Raw genomic sequence first — 16036 nt, 5'->3', positions numbered from 1 at the left:
TGGCGCGGCACCATGGTTTCGGATGCGCACAGCAGATGCAAGGGCAGATGCACGTGCACGCGGCCGAAATCACCCTGCGCGTACCGCTTCTTGGCCATTTTTTCCGCCATTGGAGTGCCCATCGCCGCCAGTGGTCGTGACCTATGGCGGGCAGAAACGGTTCAGCTCTTTCCGTTTCCGTAACCGTACGAGTACTGCTTGAAGTGTTTTAGTGGCAGACTCAGGCACTTGAGGACGGGTTGGGGAGGCTGACGAACGTGAGCGCGGGAGAGCCCGGATCGGTGGTGCGGCGGATGCTGCTCGGTTCGCAACTCAGGCGGCTGCGTGAAGCTCGGGGGATCACGCGCGAGGCGGCGGGTTACTCGATCCGCGCCTCCGAATCGAAGATCAGCCGGATGGAACTGGGCCGGGTGAGCTTCAAGACCAGGGACGTCGAAGACCTGTTGACGCTCTACGGCATCGACGACGAGGCCGAGCGCGAGTCGCTGCTCTCCCTCGCGCGGGAGGCCAACGTGGCGGGCTGGTGGCACAGTTACTCCGACGTGCTGCCGAGCTGGTTCCCCACCTATGTGGGCCTGGAGGGCGCCGCGCACCTCATCCGGGTCTACGAGGTGCAGTTCGTGCACGGCCTGCTCCAGACCGAGGACTACGCCCGCGCGGTCGTCCGGCGTGGCATGCGCGGCGCCAGCGCGGAGGACGTGGAGCGACGGGTCGCGCTGCGCCTGGAGCGGCAGAAGCATCTGCTCGGCGATCACGCGCCCGAGTTCCACATCGTGCTCGACGAGGCCGCCCTGCACCGCCCGTACGGCGACCGCGAGGTCATGCGCGGACAGCTCCGACACCTGATCGAGGTCTCCGAGCGGCCCAACGTACGCCTCCAGGTCATGCCGTTCGGCTTCGGCGGGCACTCCGGGGAGAGCGGTGCCTTCACCCTGCTCAGCTTCCCCGAGTCCGACCTCTCCGACGTGGTCTACCTGGAGCAGCTCACCAGCGCGCTCTATCTGGACAAGCGTGAGGACGTCGCCCAGTACGAGCACGCCCTCAAGGAGCTCCAGCAGGACAGCCCCGGCCCCGAGGAGAGCCGCGACCTCATCGAGCGGCTCGCCCAACAAGCCTGAAGCGCAAGGAAGTTGAGGGCCATAGGGCTCCTCGGCTTCTCCAGCGCGCACCAGTACGATGGCCCGTGATCAGCACCTGGCGTGACTCAGCCGTACGCTCACGATTGAGGGATCACATGGCGGCCTTTTTCAGCGACCTCGCCCAGCAGTACATCGACGGCGAATGGCGGCCGGGCACCGGCTCCTGGGACGTCATCGACTTCAACCCCTACGACGACGAGAAGCTGGCCTCGATCACCGTGGCCTCGGTCGACGAGGTCGACCAGGCGTACCGGGCCGCCGAGCGCGTCCAGAAGGAATGGGCGCGCACCAGCCCCTACGCGCGTCGCGCGGTCTTCGAGCGGGCCCTCGCCCTGCTGGAGGAGCGCGAGGAGGAGATCGCCGAGCTGATCGTCGCGGAGCTGGGCGGCACCCGGGTGAAGGCGGGCTTCGAACTGCACCTGGCCAAGGAGTTCCTGCGCGAGGCGGTCCACCTGGCGCTGCGCCCCGAGGGCCGCATCCTGCCCTCCCCGCTGGAAGGCAAGGAGAACCGCCTCTACCGGGTGCCGGTCGGCGTGGTGGGCGTGATCAGCCCGTTCAACTTCCCCTTCCTGCTGTCGCTCAAGTCGGTCGCCCCCGCGCTCGCGCTCGGCAACGGCGTGGTCCTCAAGCCGCACCAGAACACCCCGATCGCGGGCGGCACCCTCATCGGCAAGCTCTTCGAGGACGCGGGCCTGCCCGGCGGGCTGCTCAACGTGGTCGTCACCGACATCGCCGAGATCGGGGACGCCTTCATCGAGCACCCGGTGCCCCGGGTCATCTCCTTCACCGGCTCCGACGGCACCGGCCGCCATGTCGCCACCGTGTGCGCCGCGCACTTCAAGCGCGCGGTGCTCGAACTCGGCGGCAACAGCGCCCTGGTGGTGCTGGAGGACGCGGACATCGACTACGCGGTGGACGCGGCGGTCTTCAGCCGGTTCGTGCACCAGGGGCAGGTCTGCATGGCCGCCAACCGGGTGCTGGTGGACCGCTCGGTCGCGGCGGAGTTCACCGAGAAGTTCGTCGCCAAGGTGCGCTCGCTGCCGGTCGGCGACCCGCGCGACCCGCGTACCGTCATCGGTCCGGTCATCAACTCCACGCAGGCGAACGCCCTTTCCGGGGTGGTCGAGCAGGCGCTCGCCGAGGGGGCGACGGCCCTGGTGCACGGCACGGTCGAGGGCAACCTGGTCGCGCCCAGCGTGCTCACCGATGTGCCCGAGGGGTCGGAGCTGCTGCGGCAGGAGGTCTTCGGGCCGGTCGTCTTCCTCGTCCCGTTCGACGGCGAGGAGGAGGCGGTCCGCATCGTCAACGACACTCCCTACGGCCTCAGCGGCGCCGTCCACACCGGTGACATCGAGCGCGGGGTGGCCTTCGCGCAGCGGATCGACACCGGGATGTTCCATGTGAACGACGGCACCGTGCACGACGAGCCGATCGTCCCCTTCGGCGGGGAGAAGCACTCCGGCATCGGCCGGCTGAACGGCGAGACGACCCTCGAAGCGTTCACCACCACCAAGTGGATCTCGGTGCAGCACGGGCGCAGCGGCTTCCCGTTCTGATTCGGCAGCGAAACTTCCGCCGTCACGGGCCATTGAGGACAGGATCTGACCTCAATGGCCCGTAGCTTCGTCGGTGTCGGGGCGAACGAGTCCCGCGGACAGCTCAGAAGAGGGGATCGGTCATGGTCACTCATGTGGGAGCCGAGGCGCCGGGAGACGAGCGCGGGGCACTGCTGGCGTTCCTGGAGGAGCAGCGCGGCGGCATCCGCCGGGCCCTGCTGGGCGTGACGGAGGAGCAGGCGCGGACCCGTCCCAGTGCGAGTGAACTGTCCCTGGGCGGACTGCTGAAGCACGTCGCCGAGGTCGAGCAGGCGTGGCAGGCCCGCGCCCGGCAGGAGCCCCCGGCGGTGCACCGGGACCAGTCGAACTGGCACGAGTGCTTCCAGCTCACCGAGGACGAGACGGTCGCGGGGCAGCTCGCGTACTGGGAGGAGCTGGCCGCGGAGACGGAGAAGCTGATCCGCTCCGCGCCCAGCCTGGACGAGACCTTCCCGCTCCCGCCGGACCCCTGGTTCCCGCCGGACGGCCGGGTCTCGCTGCGCTGGTTCTGTCTGCACCTGATCCGCGAGACGGCCCGGCACGCCGGGCACGCCGACATCATCCGGGAGTCCCTCGACGGAAAGACGGCGTTCGAGCTGGTCGCGCTGGAGCGGCAGCGCGACGCGTAGCGCTCAGTGGTGGAACCCGGTGGCCGCTTCCTTGTCACCGCTCGGTCCCTGCTGGCGGCGCAGGCCGGGCAGCGCGCGGGTGAGGTCGGCGAGGAAGAGGTCGGCCAGGTCGTGGGAGAACCCGTTGCGGCACACCACCCGCAGCACGGAGAGGTCCTCCCGGTCGGGCGGGAAGGTGTACGCGGGGACGAGCCAGCCGTACTCCCGCAGCCGCCGGGAGACGTCGAACACGTCGTACGCGGTGACGTGGTCGGCGGTGGTGAACGCGAACACCGGCAGCTGGTCGCCCCGTGTCAGCAGCCGGAAGTCGCCGAGCGCCTCGATCTTTCCGGCCAGGTAGGTCGCCACGTCCCGGGTGGAGCGCTGCACCGCGCGGTAGCCCTCGCGGCCCAGGCGCAGGAACGTGTAGTACTGGGCCGCGACCTGGGCGCCGGGGCGGGAGAAGTTCAGCGCGAAGGTGGGCATGTCGCCGCCCAGGTAGTTCACCCGGAACACCAGCTCCTCGGGCAGCGCCTCCGAGTCCCGCCACAGCGCCCAGCCGACGCCGGGGTAGACGAGCCCGTACTTGTGGCCGGAGGTGTTGATCGAAGCCACGCGCGGAAGCCGGAAGTCCCAGACGAGGTCCTCGTCCAGGAAGGGGGCGACCATCGCGCCCGAGGCGCCGTCCACGTGCACGGGGATGTCGAGACCGGTGCGCTCCTTCAGGGCGTCCAGTTCGGCGCAGAGGCCGGCGATGGGCTCGTAGGAGCCGTCGAAAGTGGAGCCGAGGACACCGACGACCCCAATGGTGTTCTCGTCGCACAGTTCGGCCGCCGCGCGGGGGTCGAGGTGGAAGCGGTCGCCCTCCATGTTGACGAGCCGGGGCTCCACCTCCCAGAAGTCGCAGAACTTCTCCCAGCAGACCTGGACGTTGACGCCCATCACCAGGTTCGGGCGGGCCCCCGGATACCGGTCGGCGTTCCGCTTCGTCCAGCGGCGCTTGAGCGCCATCCCGGCGAGCATGCACGCCTCGCTGGAGCCGGTGGTGGAGCAGCCGACCACGGCCGAGGGGTCGGGGGCGTTCCACAGGTCGGCGAGGATCGCCACGCAGCGCCGCTCCAGCTCGGCGGTGCGCGGGTACTCGTCCTTGTCGATCATGTTCTTGTCCAGGCACTCCGCCATCAGCACCCCGGCCTGCGGCTCCATCCAGGTGGTGACGAAAGTGGCCAGGTTCAGCCGCGCGTTGCCGTCCAGCATGAGTTCGTCGTGCACCACCTGGTACGCCGTCGCCGGGGCCAGCGGCGCGTCCGGCAGCCGGTGGGTGGGCGGGGCCTCGGTCATCCCGCTGACGGGGTCGGCGTCCCCGAAGAACGGGTTGACGGATATGTGACGTTCCCCGTGCTTCCGGGAACCTCTGTGCAGCGCCATGGACCATGCCTCCATCAGGGGGAATTCAGGGGGAATTCAGCGGATCGGGGTACCGTCCGCGCGCAACTGCATCTGCGGCCGCCCGGTCACCAGCAGCCACGCGGGCAGCGAGGCGATGCACAGCAGGGCGAGCACTCCGGGCGAGGCGACCAGGGCCGCGGCCGTGAACAGGCTCACCCAGCCCTGCCGGGTGATCGCCAGCAGCATCCCCAGCACCCCGCTGGCCACCGCGACCGACGGATGCGCGGCCGGGACCAGCGCGTGCGCGCACAGGCCCAGCGCGGCCCCGATGAACACGGCCGGGAAGATCCGGCCGCCCCGGAACCCGCAGGAGGCCGCCACCACCAGCGCCGCCAGCTTCACCACCGCCATCACCGCGAACTGGCCCGCCGACCAGCCGTCGGGGTCCCGCGCCAGCTCCCCGACCTCGGTGAGCCCCTTGAACAGCGTCAGATGGCCGCCCACGGCCGCCAGGGCGCCCAGCACGAGCCCGCCCGCCGGCAGCATCAGCATCGGATGCCGCAGCCGGCGGAAGGCGGTGTGGACGTAGGGGAAGACGTAGACCGCGCACATGCCGAGCAGCGCGGCCGCCGAGGCGATCACCAGTGCCGCCACCACGTCGCTCCACCGGGGATGGCCGAAGGGCGGCAGGCCCAGGTCGAAGGTGGGGCGCGCCACCAGGGTGGTGGTGATGGCACCGCACGCGGCGGCGGTCAGCGGGGCGAAGAGGTTGTCCCAGAGCCGTCCGCGCAGCGGGCGCCCGGCCAGCGCCTCGGAGATCACCAGCGCCGCCGCGACCGGTGTGCCGAACAGCGCCCCGATCGTGGCCGCCTCCGCCAGCACCGGCCACAGCGAGCCCGGCGCCCTGGGCACCAGCTTCTGCCCGAGCCACATGGCGAGGCCGACGTTGACCGCGATGATCGGGTTCTCCGGGCCGAGGCTCGGCCCGCCCGCCAGCATCAGAGCGACCGCGAGCACCAGCCCCGGCAGCACCACCGGCGGCAGCACCGGCGCGTCCAGGCCGAGGGTGGCCGGGTCGGGGCCCGCGTGACCGGGGACCTTCCACACCACCAGGCCGACCGCGACTCCGGTGGCGAAGAGCATCACGAACATCCACAGCACCGAGTACCGGCCCACCCCCAGCGCGTCCGGCAGCGGCCCCCACAGCACGTGCTGGAGCTTCTCGGCCGCCGTGCTCACCCCGACGAAGATGAGGCTCGCGACGATCCCCACCGTCACGGAGGGCAGGATCAGCGGCAGCAGCGCACGTGCCGGGGCCGTGGGAGCGGTCGGAGGCGGCTGCTGCGCGGTGTCCTGGGCCACGGGCTCACCATAAGCGGACATAACCGACACAACATCCCGGACAGAATTCCCCCTTGCACCTCACCCGGCGTGAGGACGCAGCGTGGACCCCGTACCGACGGCGCACCCGGCGCCCCGGACGACAAGGAGCGAGGAACGTTGAGCTACTCCGTGGGACAGGTCGCGGGGTTCGCCGGGATCACGGTGCGCACCCTGCACCACTACGACGAGATCGGGCTGCTCGCCCCCAGCGAGCGCACGCACGCCGGACACCGGCGCTACGCCGACGCCGACCTCGACCGGCTCCAGCAGATCCTGTTCTACCGCGAGCTCGGCTTCCCGCTCGACGAGGTCGCCGCCCTGCTCGACGATCCCGGCGCGGACCCGCGCGCCCACCTGCGCCGGCAGCACGAGCTGCTGACCGCCCGGATCGAGAGGCTGAGCCGGATGGCGGCGGCCGTGGAACACGCCATGGAGGCACGCACGATGGGCATCGACCTCACCCCCGAGGAACGCTTCGAGGTCTTCGGGGACCACGACCCCGAGCAATACGCCGCGGAGACCGAGCGCCGCTGGGGCGGCACCGAGGCGTACGCCGAGTCCCGGCGCCGCACCGCCCGCCACACCAAGGCCGACTGGCAGCGGATGCGCGCCGAGTCCGACGACTGGAACACCCGCTACGCCGCCCTGGTGGCCGACGGTGTCCCGCCGGCCGGCGCGGCGGCCATGGACCTCGCCGAGGAGCACCGCCGCCACATCGGCCACTGGTTCTACGAGTGCCCGTACCCGATGCACCGCTGTCTGGGTGAGATGTACGTCGCCGACGCCCGCTTCACCGCGTACTACGACGCCCTCGGCCCGGGCGTCGCCGCCCATCTGAACGCGGCCATCGCCGCCAACGCCGACCGGCACGAGGCGTAGGCACACCGGTCCTGGCTTACTCGCGGGCCAGGACCACCGCCGTCCCGTAGGCGCACACCTCGGTGCCCAGGTCGGCCGCCTCGGTGACGTCGAAGCGGAACGCCACCACCGCGTTGGCGCCACGCGCGCGTGCCTGCTCCACCAGGCGCTCCATGGCCTGGTTGCGGGTCTCCACCAGGGTCTTGGTGAGCCCCTTCAGCTCGCCGCCGATCATCGACTTCAGCCCGGCGCCGATCTGGCTGCCCAGGTGACGCGAGCGCACGGTGAGGCCGAAGACCTCGCCGAGCACCCGCTCCACCCGGCGTCCGGGCACGTCGTTCGCGGTCACCACCAGTACGTCCGGCTCGGGCCCCTGGCCGCCGCCGTAGTCATCGAGTCCCATGGCTCACAGCTTTGCCCCGCTCGCCCCACAGTGCATTCTGGGACGGCCGGTGGAACCTGGGCCGGTCGTGACGCGTTGATAGTTTGGGCGGCCGCACATGGACGCCGTAGCCGCCCTCTTCCCCCCTCAGGAGCCCGGACCCGTGATGACACTCGCCCTCGGCCCGAGCTGGCTCGATCCCAACTATCTGCTGAACACCTACAGCATCTGGGGTCTGCTGCTCATCGTCTTCGCCGAGTCCGGCCTGCTCATCGGCTTCTTCCTGCCGGGCGACTCGCTGCTGTTCACCGCCGGACTGCTGATCACCTCCGGCCAGCTGGACTTCCCGCTGTGGGGTGCCATCGCGCTGATCTGCGTCGCCGCGATCCTGGGCGACCAGGCGGGCTACATGTTCGGCAAGAAGGTCGGCCCGTCCCTGTTCAACCGGCCCGACTCGCGCCTGTTCAAGCAGGAGAACGTGATCAAGGCGCACGAGTTCTTCGAGAAGTACGGCCCCAAGTCCCTGGTGCTGGCCCGCTTCGTGCCCATCGTGCGCACCTTCACGCCGATCATCGCGGGCGTCAGCGGGATGCGGTACCGCTCGTTCCTGATCTTCAACGTCATCGGCGGCGTCCTGTGGGGCGCCGGGGTGACGCTCCTCGGCTCCTGGCTCGGCAACATCGGCATCGTCAAGAACAACATCGAGGCGATGCTCATCCTCATCGTCCTGATCTCGGTGGTCCCGATCGCCATCGAGTTCCTGCGGGCCCGCGGCAAGAACAAGCGCGCGGAGCGGGAGGCCCCCGAGCAGCCCCGGCACGAGCACCCGCAGGCCCCGGCCATGGACGACGCCACCACCCAGCTCCGCCGCATCGAGCCCGACCAGCCCTACGAGGACCCGTACGGCCGCCCGTACGAGCAGCAGGCCGCCCCGCAGCACCCCCAGCAGCAGCACTGGCAGCAGGGCTACGGCAACCAGCCCCAGGGCGGCCAGGGTTACCCCGACCAGGGCCAGGGCGGCTACGGGCAGCAGCAGGACCCGTACTACGGCCAGCAGCCGCAGCCCCAGCAGCCGCAGCAGCCGCAGTACGACGGCTACGGCCGCCCCCAGCAGCCGCAGCAGCCCCAGCAGCCCTACCCCTACGGGTACGACCAGGGCGGCCACCGCCCCCAGTAGGGCGGGACCCCTAGAAGCCCCTGGTCCGCTTGGCCGCCCGGCGCTTGCCCGCGGAGCCGATCCGCAGGGTGAGCCGGGAGATCTCGGCACCCAGGTTCACCCCGATGGCGATGGCCATGGCCAGTGACACGGCCTTGGCCAGCGACACCAGCCCCTTGTCCACCTCGCTCTGCGCGATGGACAGCAGGCCGAAGTACGTGGCCGAACCGGGCAGCAGCGGGCCGATCGCGGCCGTGGTGAAGGGCAGCGCGGACGCGAACTGATACCGCGACAGCAACTGCCCGAACAGGCCCACCAGACCGGCCGCCACCGCCGTGGACGCCACCGGCGAGATGCCCGCGGTGTAGTGCAGCGCGCCGTACACCGACCAGGCGACACCGCCGTTGAGCGTCACCCACAGCACGGTGGAGCGCTCCTGTTGGAGCAGCACCGCGAAGGTCAGCGACAGCACCATCGACGCCAGGATCTGGACCACCGGCCGGGACGAGATGTTCAGCGCCGCGTCCGGGTTCAGCTGGCCGCCGATCTGCACCCCGAAGTACAGGATCGTCAGCACGCCGATGACGATGCCGACGAAGAAGTACATGACCTCCAGCAGCCGCGCGGCGGCGGTGATGTAGAAGCCCGTCAGACCGTCCTGCACGCCCGCGACCAGCGCTCTTCCGGGCAGCAGGGCGAACAGTCCACCGGTGATCACCGCGGACGCCTTCACGTCGACGTGCGCCAGCGAGAACGCCACCCCGATCGCGGCGGGCGGCATCGCCGCCACCGTGAACTGGTAGAACTCCGGCAGCCCGCGCCCCGCGCACAGCCACGCCAGCCGGTCGCCCAGCATCGCGCCCAGCGCCGCCGCGATGAACACGATCACGTCACCGCCGACCAGCACCGAGGCCGCACCCGCCAGCAGCCCGCCCGCCAGGGTCAGCGCCCAGCCGGGGTAGGGGTGCCGGTTACGGCGCATCTCCGCCAGCCGGCCGTACGCCTCCTCCAGGGAGACGTGCGCCTCGGCGTCCGTGAGGTCGTCCACCAGCCGGAAGACGGCCGCCAGCCGGGTGTAGTCGGTGCCGCGCCTGCGGACCGTCCGGGACGCCGTCACCGGGTCCTCCACCAGGGAGGGCTGATGGGTGATCGACAGCAGCGTGAAGGTCACCGTCGGCTCGCAGCGGTCCAGCCCGTAGGACCGGCACACCGCGAACATCGCGGCCTCCACGTCCTCGGCGCCCTCACCGCCCGCGAGCAGCAACTCCCCGATACGCAGGGTCAGGTCGAGCACGCGCGGGACCGCCGGGCCCTCGTCCTCGGCGCGCACCACCGGCTCCAGCGCCGGACGCTCGGCCACCGGCATGCGCAGCATCGTGCGCATCCGGTCCTGCCAGGGCGCGTCCGTGATCAGCGTGATCATCGGGACGCCCGCCGCGGGGGTGAACGCGGACGGCGCGTCCTTGACGCTGTACGTGGGCGGCATGTTGAACGCCGAGCCCTCCGGCTCGGCCTCCGGCTGCGCCCCCTCCAGCCCCCTGGGCACGGAGAACTCGGACGTCGTCTCCGACTCGCCGCTCGTCCTGGCGACCGCGAGTCCCTCCGGAATGGCGAACTCGGACGTGATCTCCGGGTCGTACGCGGCCCGCGCCTCGTCCGACCGGGGCTTGCGGTCCTCCGCCTCCGACACCTCGCACCGCTCCCTGAATGGCACCTTCCGATTACGCCTCAGTATGCGCGTGAAAGCACGAGCGGGCCGCACCACCCCCACTGGGGTGGCACGGCCCGCTCAGCACGGAACGGCAGGTCAGTGACCGCCCTGCTCCTCCAGGCGCTTGTAGGAGCGCTCGATCTCCGCCTCGGCCTCCTGGCGGCCCACCCAGTTGGCGCCCTCGACCGACTTGCCCGGCTCCAGGTCCTTGTAGACCTCGAAGAAGTGCTGGATCTCCAGACGGTCGAACTCCGACACGTGGTGGATGTCGCGCAGGTGCTCCACGCGCGGGTCCGTCGACGGGACGCACAGCAGCTTGTCGTCGCCGCCGGCCTCGTCCGTCATCCGGAACATGCCGATCGCGCGGCAGCGGATCAGGCAGCCGGGGAACGTGGGCTCGTCCAGGATGACGAGCGCGTCCAGCGGGTCGCCGTCCTCGCCGAGCGTGTTCTCGACGAATCCGTAGTCGGTCGGGTAGGCGGTCGAGGTGAAGAGGCGACGGTCCAGGCGGATCCGACCGGTCTCGTGGTCCACCTCGTACTTGTTCCGCGAACCCTTCGGGATCTCGATCGTGACGTCGAACTCCACCGGTGACTCCTCCATGATCAGCGCACAGTTCTGGTGGTTAAGTGTCCCTCACGCAGGTGTGTGAGTGCGAAAGGGGCTGGTGGTCGTGCCGGAGCTGGGACCTTTGCGGTCCGCGAGACCGCATGTGAAGCGGCTCACGGACGCCCTACGACCGAGTCTGGCGCACGCGGCGGCCGTCGCGAAACCGCGTCTTGCGCGGTTGACGAACGCCATGCGGCCCGGACCCGGCCGACCCGGTCCCAGGCCCCCGCGGACCTGGCCCTACACCGCCTCGGCGGCCACCGCCGGACTGGCGCTGGCCGTCGGCGCGGTGGCTGTCGCCGGCCCCTTCGACGGCGCGGGTCAGCGTACGGCGGAGCGGGACCACGCGGTCGCCCTCACGCTCGCACGTGGCGCAGATCACGACGGCGGAACGGCCCAGGCGGGCGGTGCCGGCGCCGTGCCGAGCGCCCCGCCCGTGCTGCGCGGGCTCGGTGGCGTCGCGGAGCCCGCGAAGTCCCAGAAGGTCCCGCCCAGCGGCATCGCGGGCGTCCTGGACCCCCTGCTGGCCGACCCCGCCCTCGGCGACGGCCAGGCCGCGGCCGTCGTGGACGTGGCCACCGGCACCCGCCTGTACGGGGCCCACTCCGGCCAGGCGTTCACGCCCGCCTCCACCACCAAGATCGCCACCGCCGTGGCCGCGCTGTCCGCGCTCGGCCCCGACCACCGCCTCACCACCCGCACCGCGCTCGAACCCGACACCGGTGAACTCGTCCTGGTCGGCGGCGGCGACCCCACCCTCACCGCGCACAAGGCGAGCGGCGGCTGGGCGAGCCTGCGCACCCTGGCCGCCGACACCGCCGCCGCGCTGAAGAAGCGCGGCGTCGAGAAGATCACGCTCTCCTACGACACCACGCTCTACTCCGGCCCCTCCCTGCACCCCATCGGCGTCAACGACAACGTCGCCGTCATCAGCGCCCTCACCGCCGACGAGGGCCGTACCGACGGCTCCAGCAGCGGACCCGTGGCCCGCGTCGCCGACCCGGCCGCCGAGGCCGCCCGCACCTTCGCGGGCTTCCTGAAGGAGGCGGGCGTCACCACCACACCGCCCGGCCCCTCCAAGGCCACCGGCCGCGCCGCGACCCTCGCCACCGTCTCCTCGCCCCCGATGTCCGACGTGGTCGAGCGGATGCTCACCAACAGCGACAACGACATCGCCGAGGCACTGGCCCGGCAGACCGCCCTCGCCTCCGGGCAGCCCGGCAGCTTCGCGGGCGGCGCCAAGGCCGTCGCCGCCCGGCTGACCAAGCTCGGGCTGCCGATGCGCGGCGCCTCCTTCCACGACGGCAGCGGCCTCGACCGCGACGACCGGCTCACCGCCGACCTCCTGACCTCCCTGCTCGCCACCGCCGCCGACCCCGCCCGGCCCGGCCTGCGCCCGGTCCTCACCGGCCTGCCCGTCGGCGGGTTCACCGGCACCCTCGCCGAGCGCTACGCCGACGGCGGCGCGGCCGGCGTCGTCCGCGCCAAGACCGGCACCCTGACCGGCGTCAACTCCCTGGCCGGCACGGTCGTCACCAAGGACGGCCGCCTCCTGTCCTTCGCCTTCCTCACCTCGGGCACCACCGACCCCCAGTCGGCCCAGTCGGCGCTGGACCACACGGCAACGACCCTGGCCAACTGCGGCTGCGGCTAGCCTCCGGCGGTCCGGCGGAGTCGCTGGTGCCGAGCCCGGTGCCTGGGACGACCGGTCTCAGCGCGCCGGGCGAGCAGTCGGCTCGCCGCCTCGGCACGGTCGCCCACCCTGCGCGTGTCCCGCGCGGGTGGCGTCGGTACGGCGCATCGGCTCCGGCGCAGCGGCCGACCGGCGTCGGCGCCGACGCCACTTTCGCGCGGGCCAGCCCCTGCGGTGAGGCGCCTTCGGGTCGCGCACGGCGCCCGCGCCGCCCCACGGCCGCCCGTGCCCGGCACCGTCGCGCGGCCTGGGGCGCGTGCCGCGCTCCCGCTTCGGCGCCCGCGCGGGACGCGGCGGGGCTCGGCCGGTGTCGGCATCTTGTCCGTGGCGTCGGCACCGCCGTCCCGGCCAGCCCGCCGGGCCCGGTTCGCGGACTGCCCGGAGGGCGGGGGCTCACGTACCGTTGACGCATGACGAGCTTCGGTGGCACCGCTTCTCAGGGGATGGTCGACTGGAACCTCGCGGTGGCGACCGCGACGCGGCTCGTGCGGCCGGGGCCGGAGATCAGCCGGGACGAGGCCAGGGCGGTCGTCGCGGAGCTGCGCCGGCACGCCAAGGTCTCCGAGGAGCACGTCCGGAGCTTCACCCGCATGGGGACCGGGGACGTCCACGACACCCCCGTGCTGGTCGTCGACCGGCCCGGCTGGGTGCGGGCCAACGTCGCCGGGTTCCGCGAACTGCTCAGGCCCCTGCTCGACAAGATGCAGGAGCGGCGCGGCCCCGGCGCGGGCAACGCCGTCCTCGGCGCGGTCGGCGGCAAGGTGACCGGCGTCGAACTGGGCATGCTGCTGTCGTTCCTGTCCTCCCGCGTCCTCGGCCAGTACGAGACCTTCGCCCCGGCCGCCCCCGACCTCCCGTCAGGAACCACCCCCGGCGGCGGCCGGCTGCTGCTCGTCGCGCCGAACATCGTCCACGTGGAGCGCGAACTCGACGTCGCCCCCCATGACTTCCGGCTCTGGGTGTGCCTGCACGAGGAGACGCACCGCACCCAGTTCACCGCCGTCCCCTGGCTCCGCGACCACCTGGAGGGCGAGATCCAGGCGTTCCTCGCGGAGACCGAGGTCGACCCGATGACGTTCCTCGAACGCATCCGCGACGCCGCCCAGTCGCTCGCCGGGGGCCGCCCCGAGGGCGAGCAGGAGGACGGCGGACGCTCCCTGGTGGAACTCGTGCAGACCCCCGCCCAGCGGGAGATCCTCGGCCGCCTCACCGCCGTCATGTCCCTGCTGGAGGGCCACGCCGACTTCGTCATGGACGGCGTCGGCCCCGAGGTCGTGCCGAGCGTCGCCGAGATCCGCGAGAAGTTCCAGCAGCGCCGCGCCAAGGGCGCCTCCCGCCTCGACCTCGCGCTGCGCAAGCTCCTCGGCCTCGACGCCAAGCTGCGCCAGTACCGCGACGGCGAGCGCTTCGTCCGCGCGGTCGTCGGCGAGGTCGGCATGGACGGCTTCAACCGCGTGTGGACCTCGCCCAACACCCTGCCCACCAAGGCCGAGATCTCCGACCCGGCCGGCTGGGTCGCGCGCGTGCACCGCACCACCGAACCCTGACCTGAACCCTGACCCGAGCGCGGAACACCGTGTCACACATCCGGCCCACGGCAGACGAACGCCCTCTCAATCACCCGTCCGAGGGACCGTCAGCCATGCGTAGGCGTGCAATGCTCGGGGAAGGGCCCGCTTCTGTCACCATCGACGCACTCTGAGTGACCGGACTTCGGGCTCGTCCCCCGAAACTTCATGAAGGGAACCGGACATGGGTCCCCATCCCGCGGTCGCGGCGATACGCCTGGCGGTCCGCCGCGTCCTCCACGACATCGCCACCGGCCAGGCCGCCGAGCACGGCACCACCGGCCACGGCCACGGCGCCGTAGCCGTCGCCCGCCGCACCAACGGCCCGAGCACCGCGCAGCGCCACCGGGGCCCCGCCCCCGCCACCGCCCCGCTCGTGCTCGTCGCCTGCTCCGGCGGCGCCGACTCCATGGCGCTCGCCTCCGCCCTCGCCTTCGAGGCCCCCCGCCTCGGTCTGCGCGCCGGCGGCATCACCGTCGACCACGGCCTCCAGCCCGGCTCCGCCCTGCGCGCCGACGAGGTCGCCCTCAGACTGCGCGAACTCGGCCTCGCCCCCGTCGAGTCCGTCGCCGTCACCGTGGGCCGCGAAGGCGGCCCCGAGGCGGCCGCCCGGGACGCCAGGTACGCCGCCCTGGACGCCGCCGCCGAACGGCACGGCGCCGCGGCCGTCCTGCTCGGCCACACCCGCGACGATCAGGCGGAGACCGTCCTGCTCGGTCTCGCGCGCGGCTCCGGCATCCGCTCCCTGTCCGGCATGGCCGCGGTCTCGGGGGCCGACGGCCGTTACCGGCGCCCGTTCCTCCAGCTGGACCGGCAGACCGCGCGCAAGGCATGCCTGGTCCAGTCCCTGCCCGTCTGGGACGACCCGCACAACACCGACCCCGCCTACACCCGGTCCCGGCTGCGCCACGAGGGCCTGCCCGCACTGGAGAAGGCGCTCGGCAAGGGCGTCGTGGAGGCGCTCGCCCGCACCGCCCAGCTCTCGCGCGACGACGCCGACGCCCTGGACGCCTGGGCCGGCCAGGCCGAGTCCTCCGTACGCGACGCGGAGGGCGTGCTGGAGTGCGCCAAGCTCTACGCCCTGCCCCCCGCCGTCCGCCGCCGCGTACTGCGCCGGGCCGCCATCGAGGCCGGTGCCCCGGCCGGTTCCCTCTTCGCCCGTCACGTCGAGGAGATGGACCGCCTGATCACCGGCTGGCGCGGCCAGGGAGCCATCAATCTGCCGGGCAAGGTCGTCGCCCGGCGGCAGGGTGGCAGACTGGTGATTCGGCAAGGCTGAAATCCCGACCCCCGGAGCCCGGCTCCGAAGGGCCGGGCCTGCCGGTGGCCGCCGGCGCGGCCATAAGTGCGGGACGACCGAAAGTGATGCGGGTGGACGCGAAAGACATGGGTGCCGACCTCCAGCGGGTGCTCATCACCAAGGAAGAGATCGACGCGAAGCTGGCCGAGCTGGCCGCGAAGATCGACGCGGAGTACGCGGGCAAGGACCTGCTGATCGTCGGTGTCCTCAAGGGCGCCGTCATGGTGATGGCGGACCTGGCGCGGGCGTTGTCCACCCCCGTCACCATGGACTGGATGGCCGTGTCCTCCTACGGCGCGGGCACCCAGTCCTCCGGTGTGGTCCGCATCCTCAAGGACCTCGACACCGACATCAAGGGCCGGCACGTCCTGATCGTCGAGGACATCATCGACTCCGGGCTGACGCTGTCCTGGCTGATCAACAACCTCGGCTCGCGTGAGCCCGCCTCCCTGAAGGTGTGCACGCTGCTGCGCAAGCCGGACGCCGCCAAGGTCTCCATCGAGGTGGAGTGGGTCGGCTTCGACATCCCGAACGAGTTCGTCGTCGGCTACGGCCTCGACTACGCCGAGAAGTACCGCAACCTCCCGTTCGTCGGTACGCTCGCGCCCCACGTCTACGGCGGCTGACCCGACCGGGCCACACCGC

The 16036-nt window shown here is 71.9% G+C and carries 14 protein-coding genes; 9 read left to right on the top strand and 5 right to left on the bottom strand.

Annotation, left to right across the window (positions count from 1 at the left end; translation table 11 throughout):
- Window positions 1-293 precede the first annotated feature (293 nt).
- From ACIGA3_RS16435 to ACIGA3_RS16425, 3 genes are all read left to right on the top strand, one after another.
- Window positions 294-1118 (top strand): helix-turn-helix domain-containing protein, encoded by an 825-nt coding sequence (locus ACIGA3_RS16435; RefSeq protein WP_399716648.1) that lies wholly within the window; start codon window positions 294-296, stop codon window positions 1116-1118.
- A 116-nt stretch (window positions 1119-1234) separates the two neighbouring features.
- Window positions 1235-2695, top strand: coding sequence for an aldehyde dehydrogenase family protein (locus ACIGA3_RS16430; RefSeq protein ID WP_399715636.1), 1461 nt, complete (start codon window positions 1235-1237; stop codon window positions 2693-2695).
- 122 nt (window positions 2696-2817) lie between these two features.
- A complete protein-coding gene (locus ACIGA3_RS16425) occupies window positions 2818-3363 on the top strand; it encodes a DinB family protein (protein WP_399715634.1) in 546 nt (181 codons plus the stop codon).
- Window positions 3364-3366: 3 nt separating this feature from the next.
- On the opposite strand, the gene ACIGA3_RS16420 is transcribed toward ACIGA3_RS16425, so the two are convergent.
- Together ACIGA3_RS16420 and ACIGA3_RS16415 are read right to left on the bottom strand one after the other, a co-directional pair.
- Window positions 3367-4770: a glutamate decarboxylase gene (locus ACIGA3_RS16420; RefSeq protein ID WP_399715631.1), complete on the bottom strand. Its 1404-nt coding sequence runs from the start codon at window positions 4768-4770 to the stop codon at window positions 3367-3369.
- A gap of 36 nt (window positions 4771-4806) precedes the next feature.
- Entirely contained in the window at window positions 4807-6093 is a 1287-nt protein-coding gene (locus ACIGA3_RS16415) for an ion channel protein (protein WP_399715628.1), read from the bottom strand.
- 138 nt (window positions 6094-6231) lie between these two features.
- Between ACIGA3_RS16415 and ACIGA3_RS16410 the strand changes: the two genes are divergently transcribed.
- Window positions 6232-6993, top strand: coding sequence for a MerR family transcriptional regulator (locus ACIGA3_RS16410; RefSeq protein ID WP_399715625.1), 762 nt, complete (start codon window positions 6232-6234; stop codon window positions 6991-6993).
- A 16-nt stretch (window positions 6994-7009) separates the two neighbouring features.
- On the opposite strand, the gene ACIGA3_RS16405 is transcribed toward ACIGA3_RS16410, so the two are convergent.
- Window positions 7010-7375 carry a YbjQ family protein gene (locus ACIGA3_RS16405; RefSeq protein ID WP_399715622.1) on the bottom strand — a complete coding sequence of 122 codons (366 nt, stop codon included), beginning with the start codon at window positions 7373-7375 and terminating at the stop codon, window positions 7010-7012.
- A 142-nt stretch (window positions 7376-7517) separates the two neighbouring features.
- Between ACIGA3_RS16405 and ACIGA3_RS16400 the strand changes: the two genes are divergently transcribed.
- Window positions 7518-8531, top strand: a complete 1014-nt coding sequence (locus tag ACIGA3_RS16400) for a DedA family protein (protein ID WP_399715619.1) — start codon at window positions 7518-7520, stop codon at window positions 8529-8531.
- 10 nt (window positions 8532-8541) lie between these two features.
- Here the strand turns inward: ACIGA3_RS16400 and ACIGA3_RS16395 are convergent, their stop codons facing one another.
- Both ACIGA3_RS16395 and ACIGA3_RS16390 read right to left on the bottom strand, forming a co-directional pair.
- Entirely contained in the window at window positions 8542-10200 is a 1659-nt protein-coding gene (locus tag ACIGA3_RS16395) for a threonine/serine exporter ThrE family protein (RefSeq protein ID WP_399715617.1), read from the bottom strand.
- A 117-nt stretch (window positions 10201-10317) separates the two neighbouring features.
- Window positions 10318-10809: an inorganic diphosphatase gene (locus tag ACIGA3_RS16390; RefSeq protein WP_030811306.1), complete on the bottom strand. Its 492-nt coding sequence runs from the start codon at window positions 10807-10809 to the stop codon at window positions 10318-10320.
- Between the two features lie 79 nt (window positions 10810-10888).
- On the opposite strand from ACIGA3_RS16390, the gene dacB reads away from it, so the two are divergent.
- The 4 genes from dacB to hpt all read left to right on the top strand — a co-directional run bounded on the left by dacB (window position 10889) and on the right by hpt (window position 16017).
- Window positions 10889-12484 (top strand): D-alanyl-D-alanine carboxypeptidase/D-alanyl-D-alanine-endopeptidase, encoded by a 1596-nt coding sequence (gene dacB / locus ACIGA3_RS16385; protein ID WP_399716645.1) that lies wholly within the window; start codon window positions 10889-10891, stop codon window positions 12482-12484.
- A 449-nt stretch (window positions 12485-12933) separates the two neighbouring features.
- Window positions 12934-14070 carry a zinc-dependent metalloprotease gene (locus ACIGA3_RS16380; RefSeq protein ID WP_399715614.1) on the top strand — a complete coding sequence of 379 codons (1137 nt, stop codon included), beginning with the start codon at window positions 12934-12936 and terminating at the stop codon, window positions 14068-14070.
- 205 nt (window positions 14071-14275) lie between these two features.
- The gene (gene tilS, locus ACIGA3_RS16375) at window positions 14276-15370 is read left to right on the top strand and encodes a tRNA lysidine(34) synthetase TilS (RefSeq protein ID WP_399715613.1); all 1095 of its coding nucleotides are present in this window, start codon (window positions 14276-14278) and stop codon (window positions 15368-15370) included.
- Window positions 15371-15456: 86 nt separating this feature from the next.
- Window positions 15457-16017, top strand: a complete 561-nt coding sequence (hpt, locus tag ACIGA3_RS16370) for a hypoxanthine phosphoribosyltransferase (RefSeq protein ID WP_350901074.1) — start codon at window positions 15457-15459, stop codon at window positions 16015-16017.
- The last annotated feature ends 19 nt before the right edge of the window (window positions 16018-16036 follow it).

It is taken from the genome of Streptomyces sp. NPDC085596, from assembly GCF_044541565.1.
Classification (GTDB): domain Bacteria; phylum Actinomycetota; class Actinomycetes; order Streptomycetales; family Streptomycetaceae; genus Streptomyces.
This window is presented reverse-complemented; position numbering and strand designations above follow the sequence as displayed.

Bases quoted from the DNA above. Each gene is read 5' to 3' on its own strand.
- ACIGA3_RS16435 (WP_399716648.1), top strand. From the start codon at position 294: ATGCTGCTCGGTTCGCAACTCAGGCGGCTGCGTGAAGCTCGGGGGATC.
- ACIGA3_RS16430 (WP_399715636.1), top strand. From the start codon at position 1,235: ATGGCGGCCTTTTTCAGCGACCTCGCCCAGCAGTACATCGACGGCGAA.
- ACIGA3_RS16425 (WP_399715634.1), top strand. From the start codon at position 2,818: ATGGTCACTCATGTGGGAGCCGAGGCGCCGGGAGACGAGCGCGGGGCA.
- ACIGA3_RS16420 (WP_399715631.1), bottom strand. From the start codon at position 4,770: ATGGCGCTGCACAGAGGTTCCCGGAAGCACGGGGAACGTCACATATCC.
- ACIGA3_RS16405 (WP_399715622.1), bottom strand. From the start codon at position 7,375: ATGGGACTCGATGACTACGGCGGCGGCCAGGGGCCCGAGCCGGACGTA.
- ACIGA3_RS16380 (WP_399715614.1), top strand. From the start codon at position 12,934: ATGACGAGCTTCGGTGGCACCGCTTCTCAGGGGATGGTCGACTGGAAC.
- tilS (WP_399715613.1), top strand. From the start codon at position 14,276: ATGGGTCCCCATCCCGCGGTCGCGGCGATACGCCTGGCGGTCCGCCGC.
- hpt (WP_350901074.1), top strand. From the start codon at position 15,457: ATGCGGGTGGACGCGAAAGACATGGGTGCCGACCTCCAGCGGGTGCTC.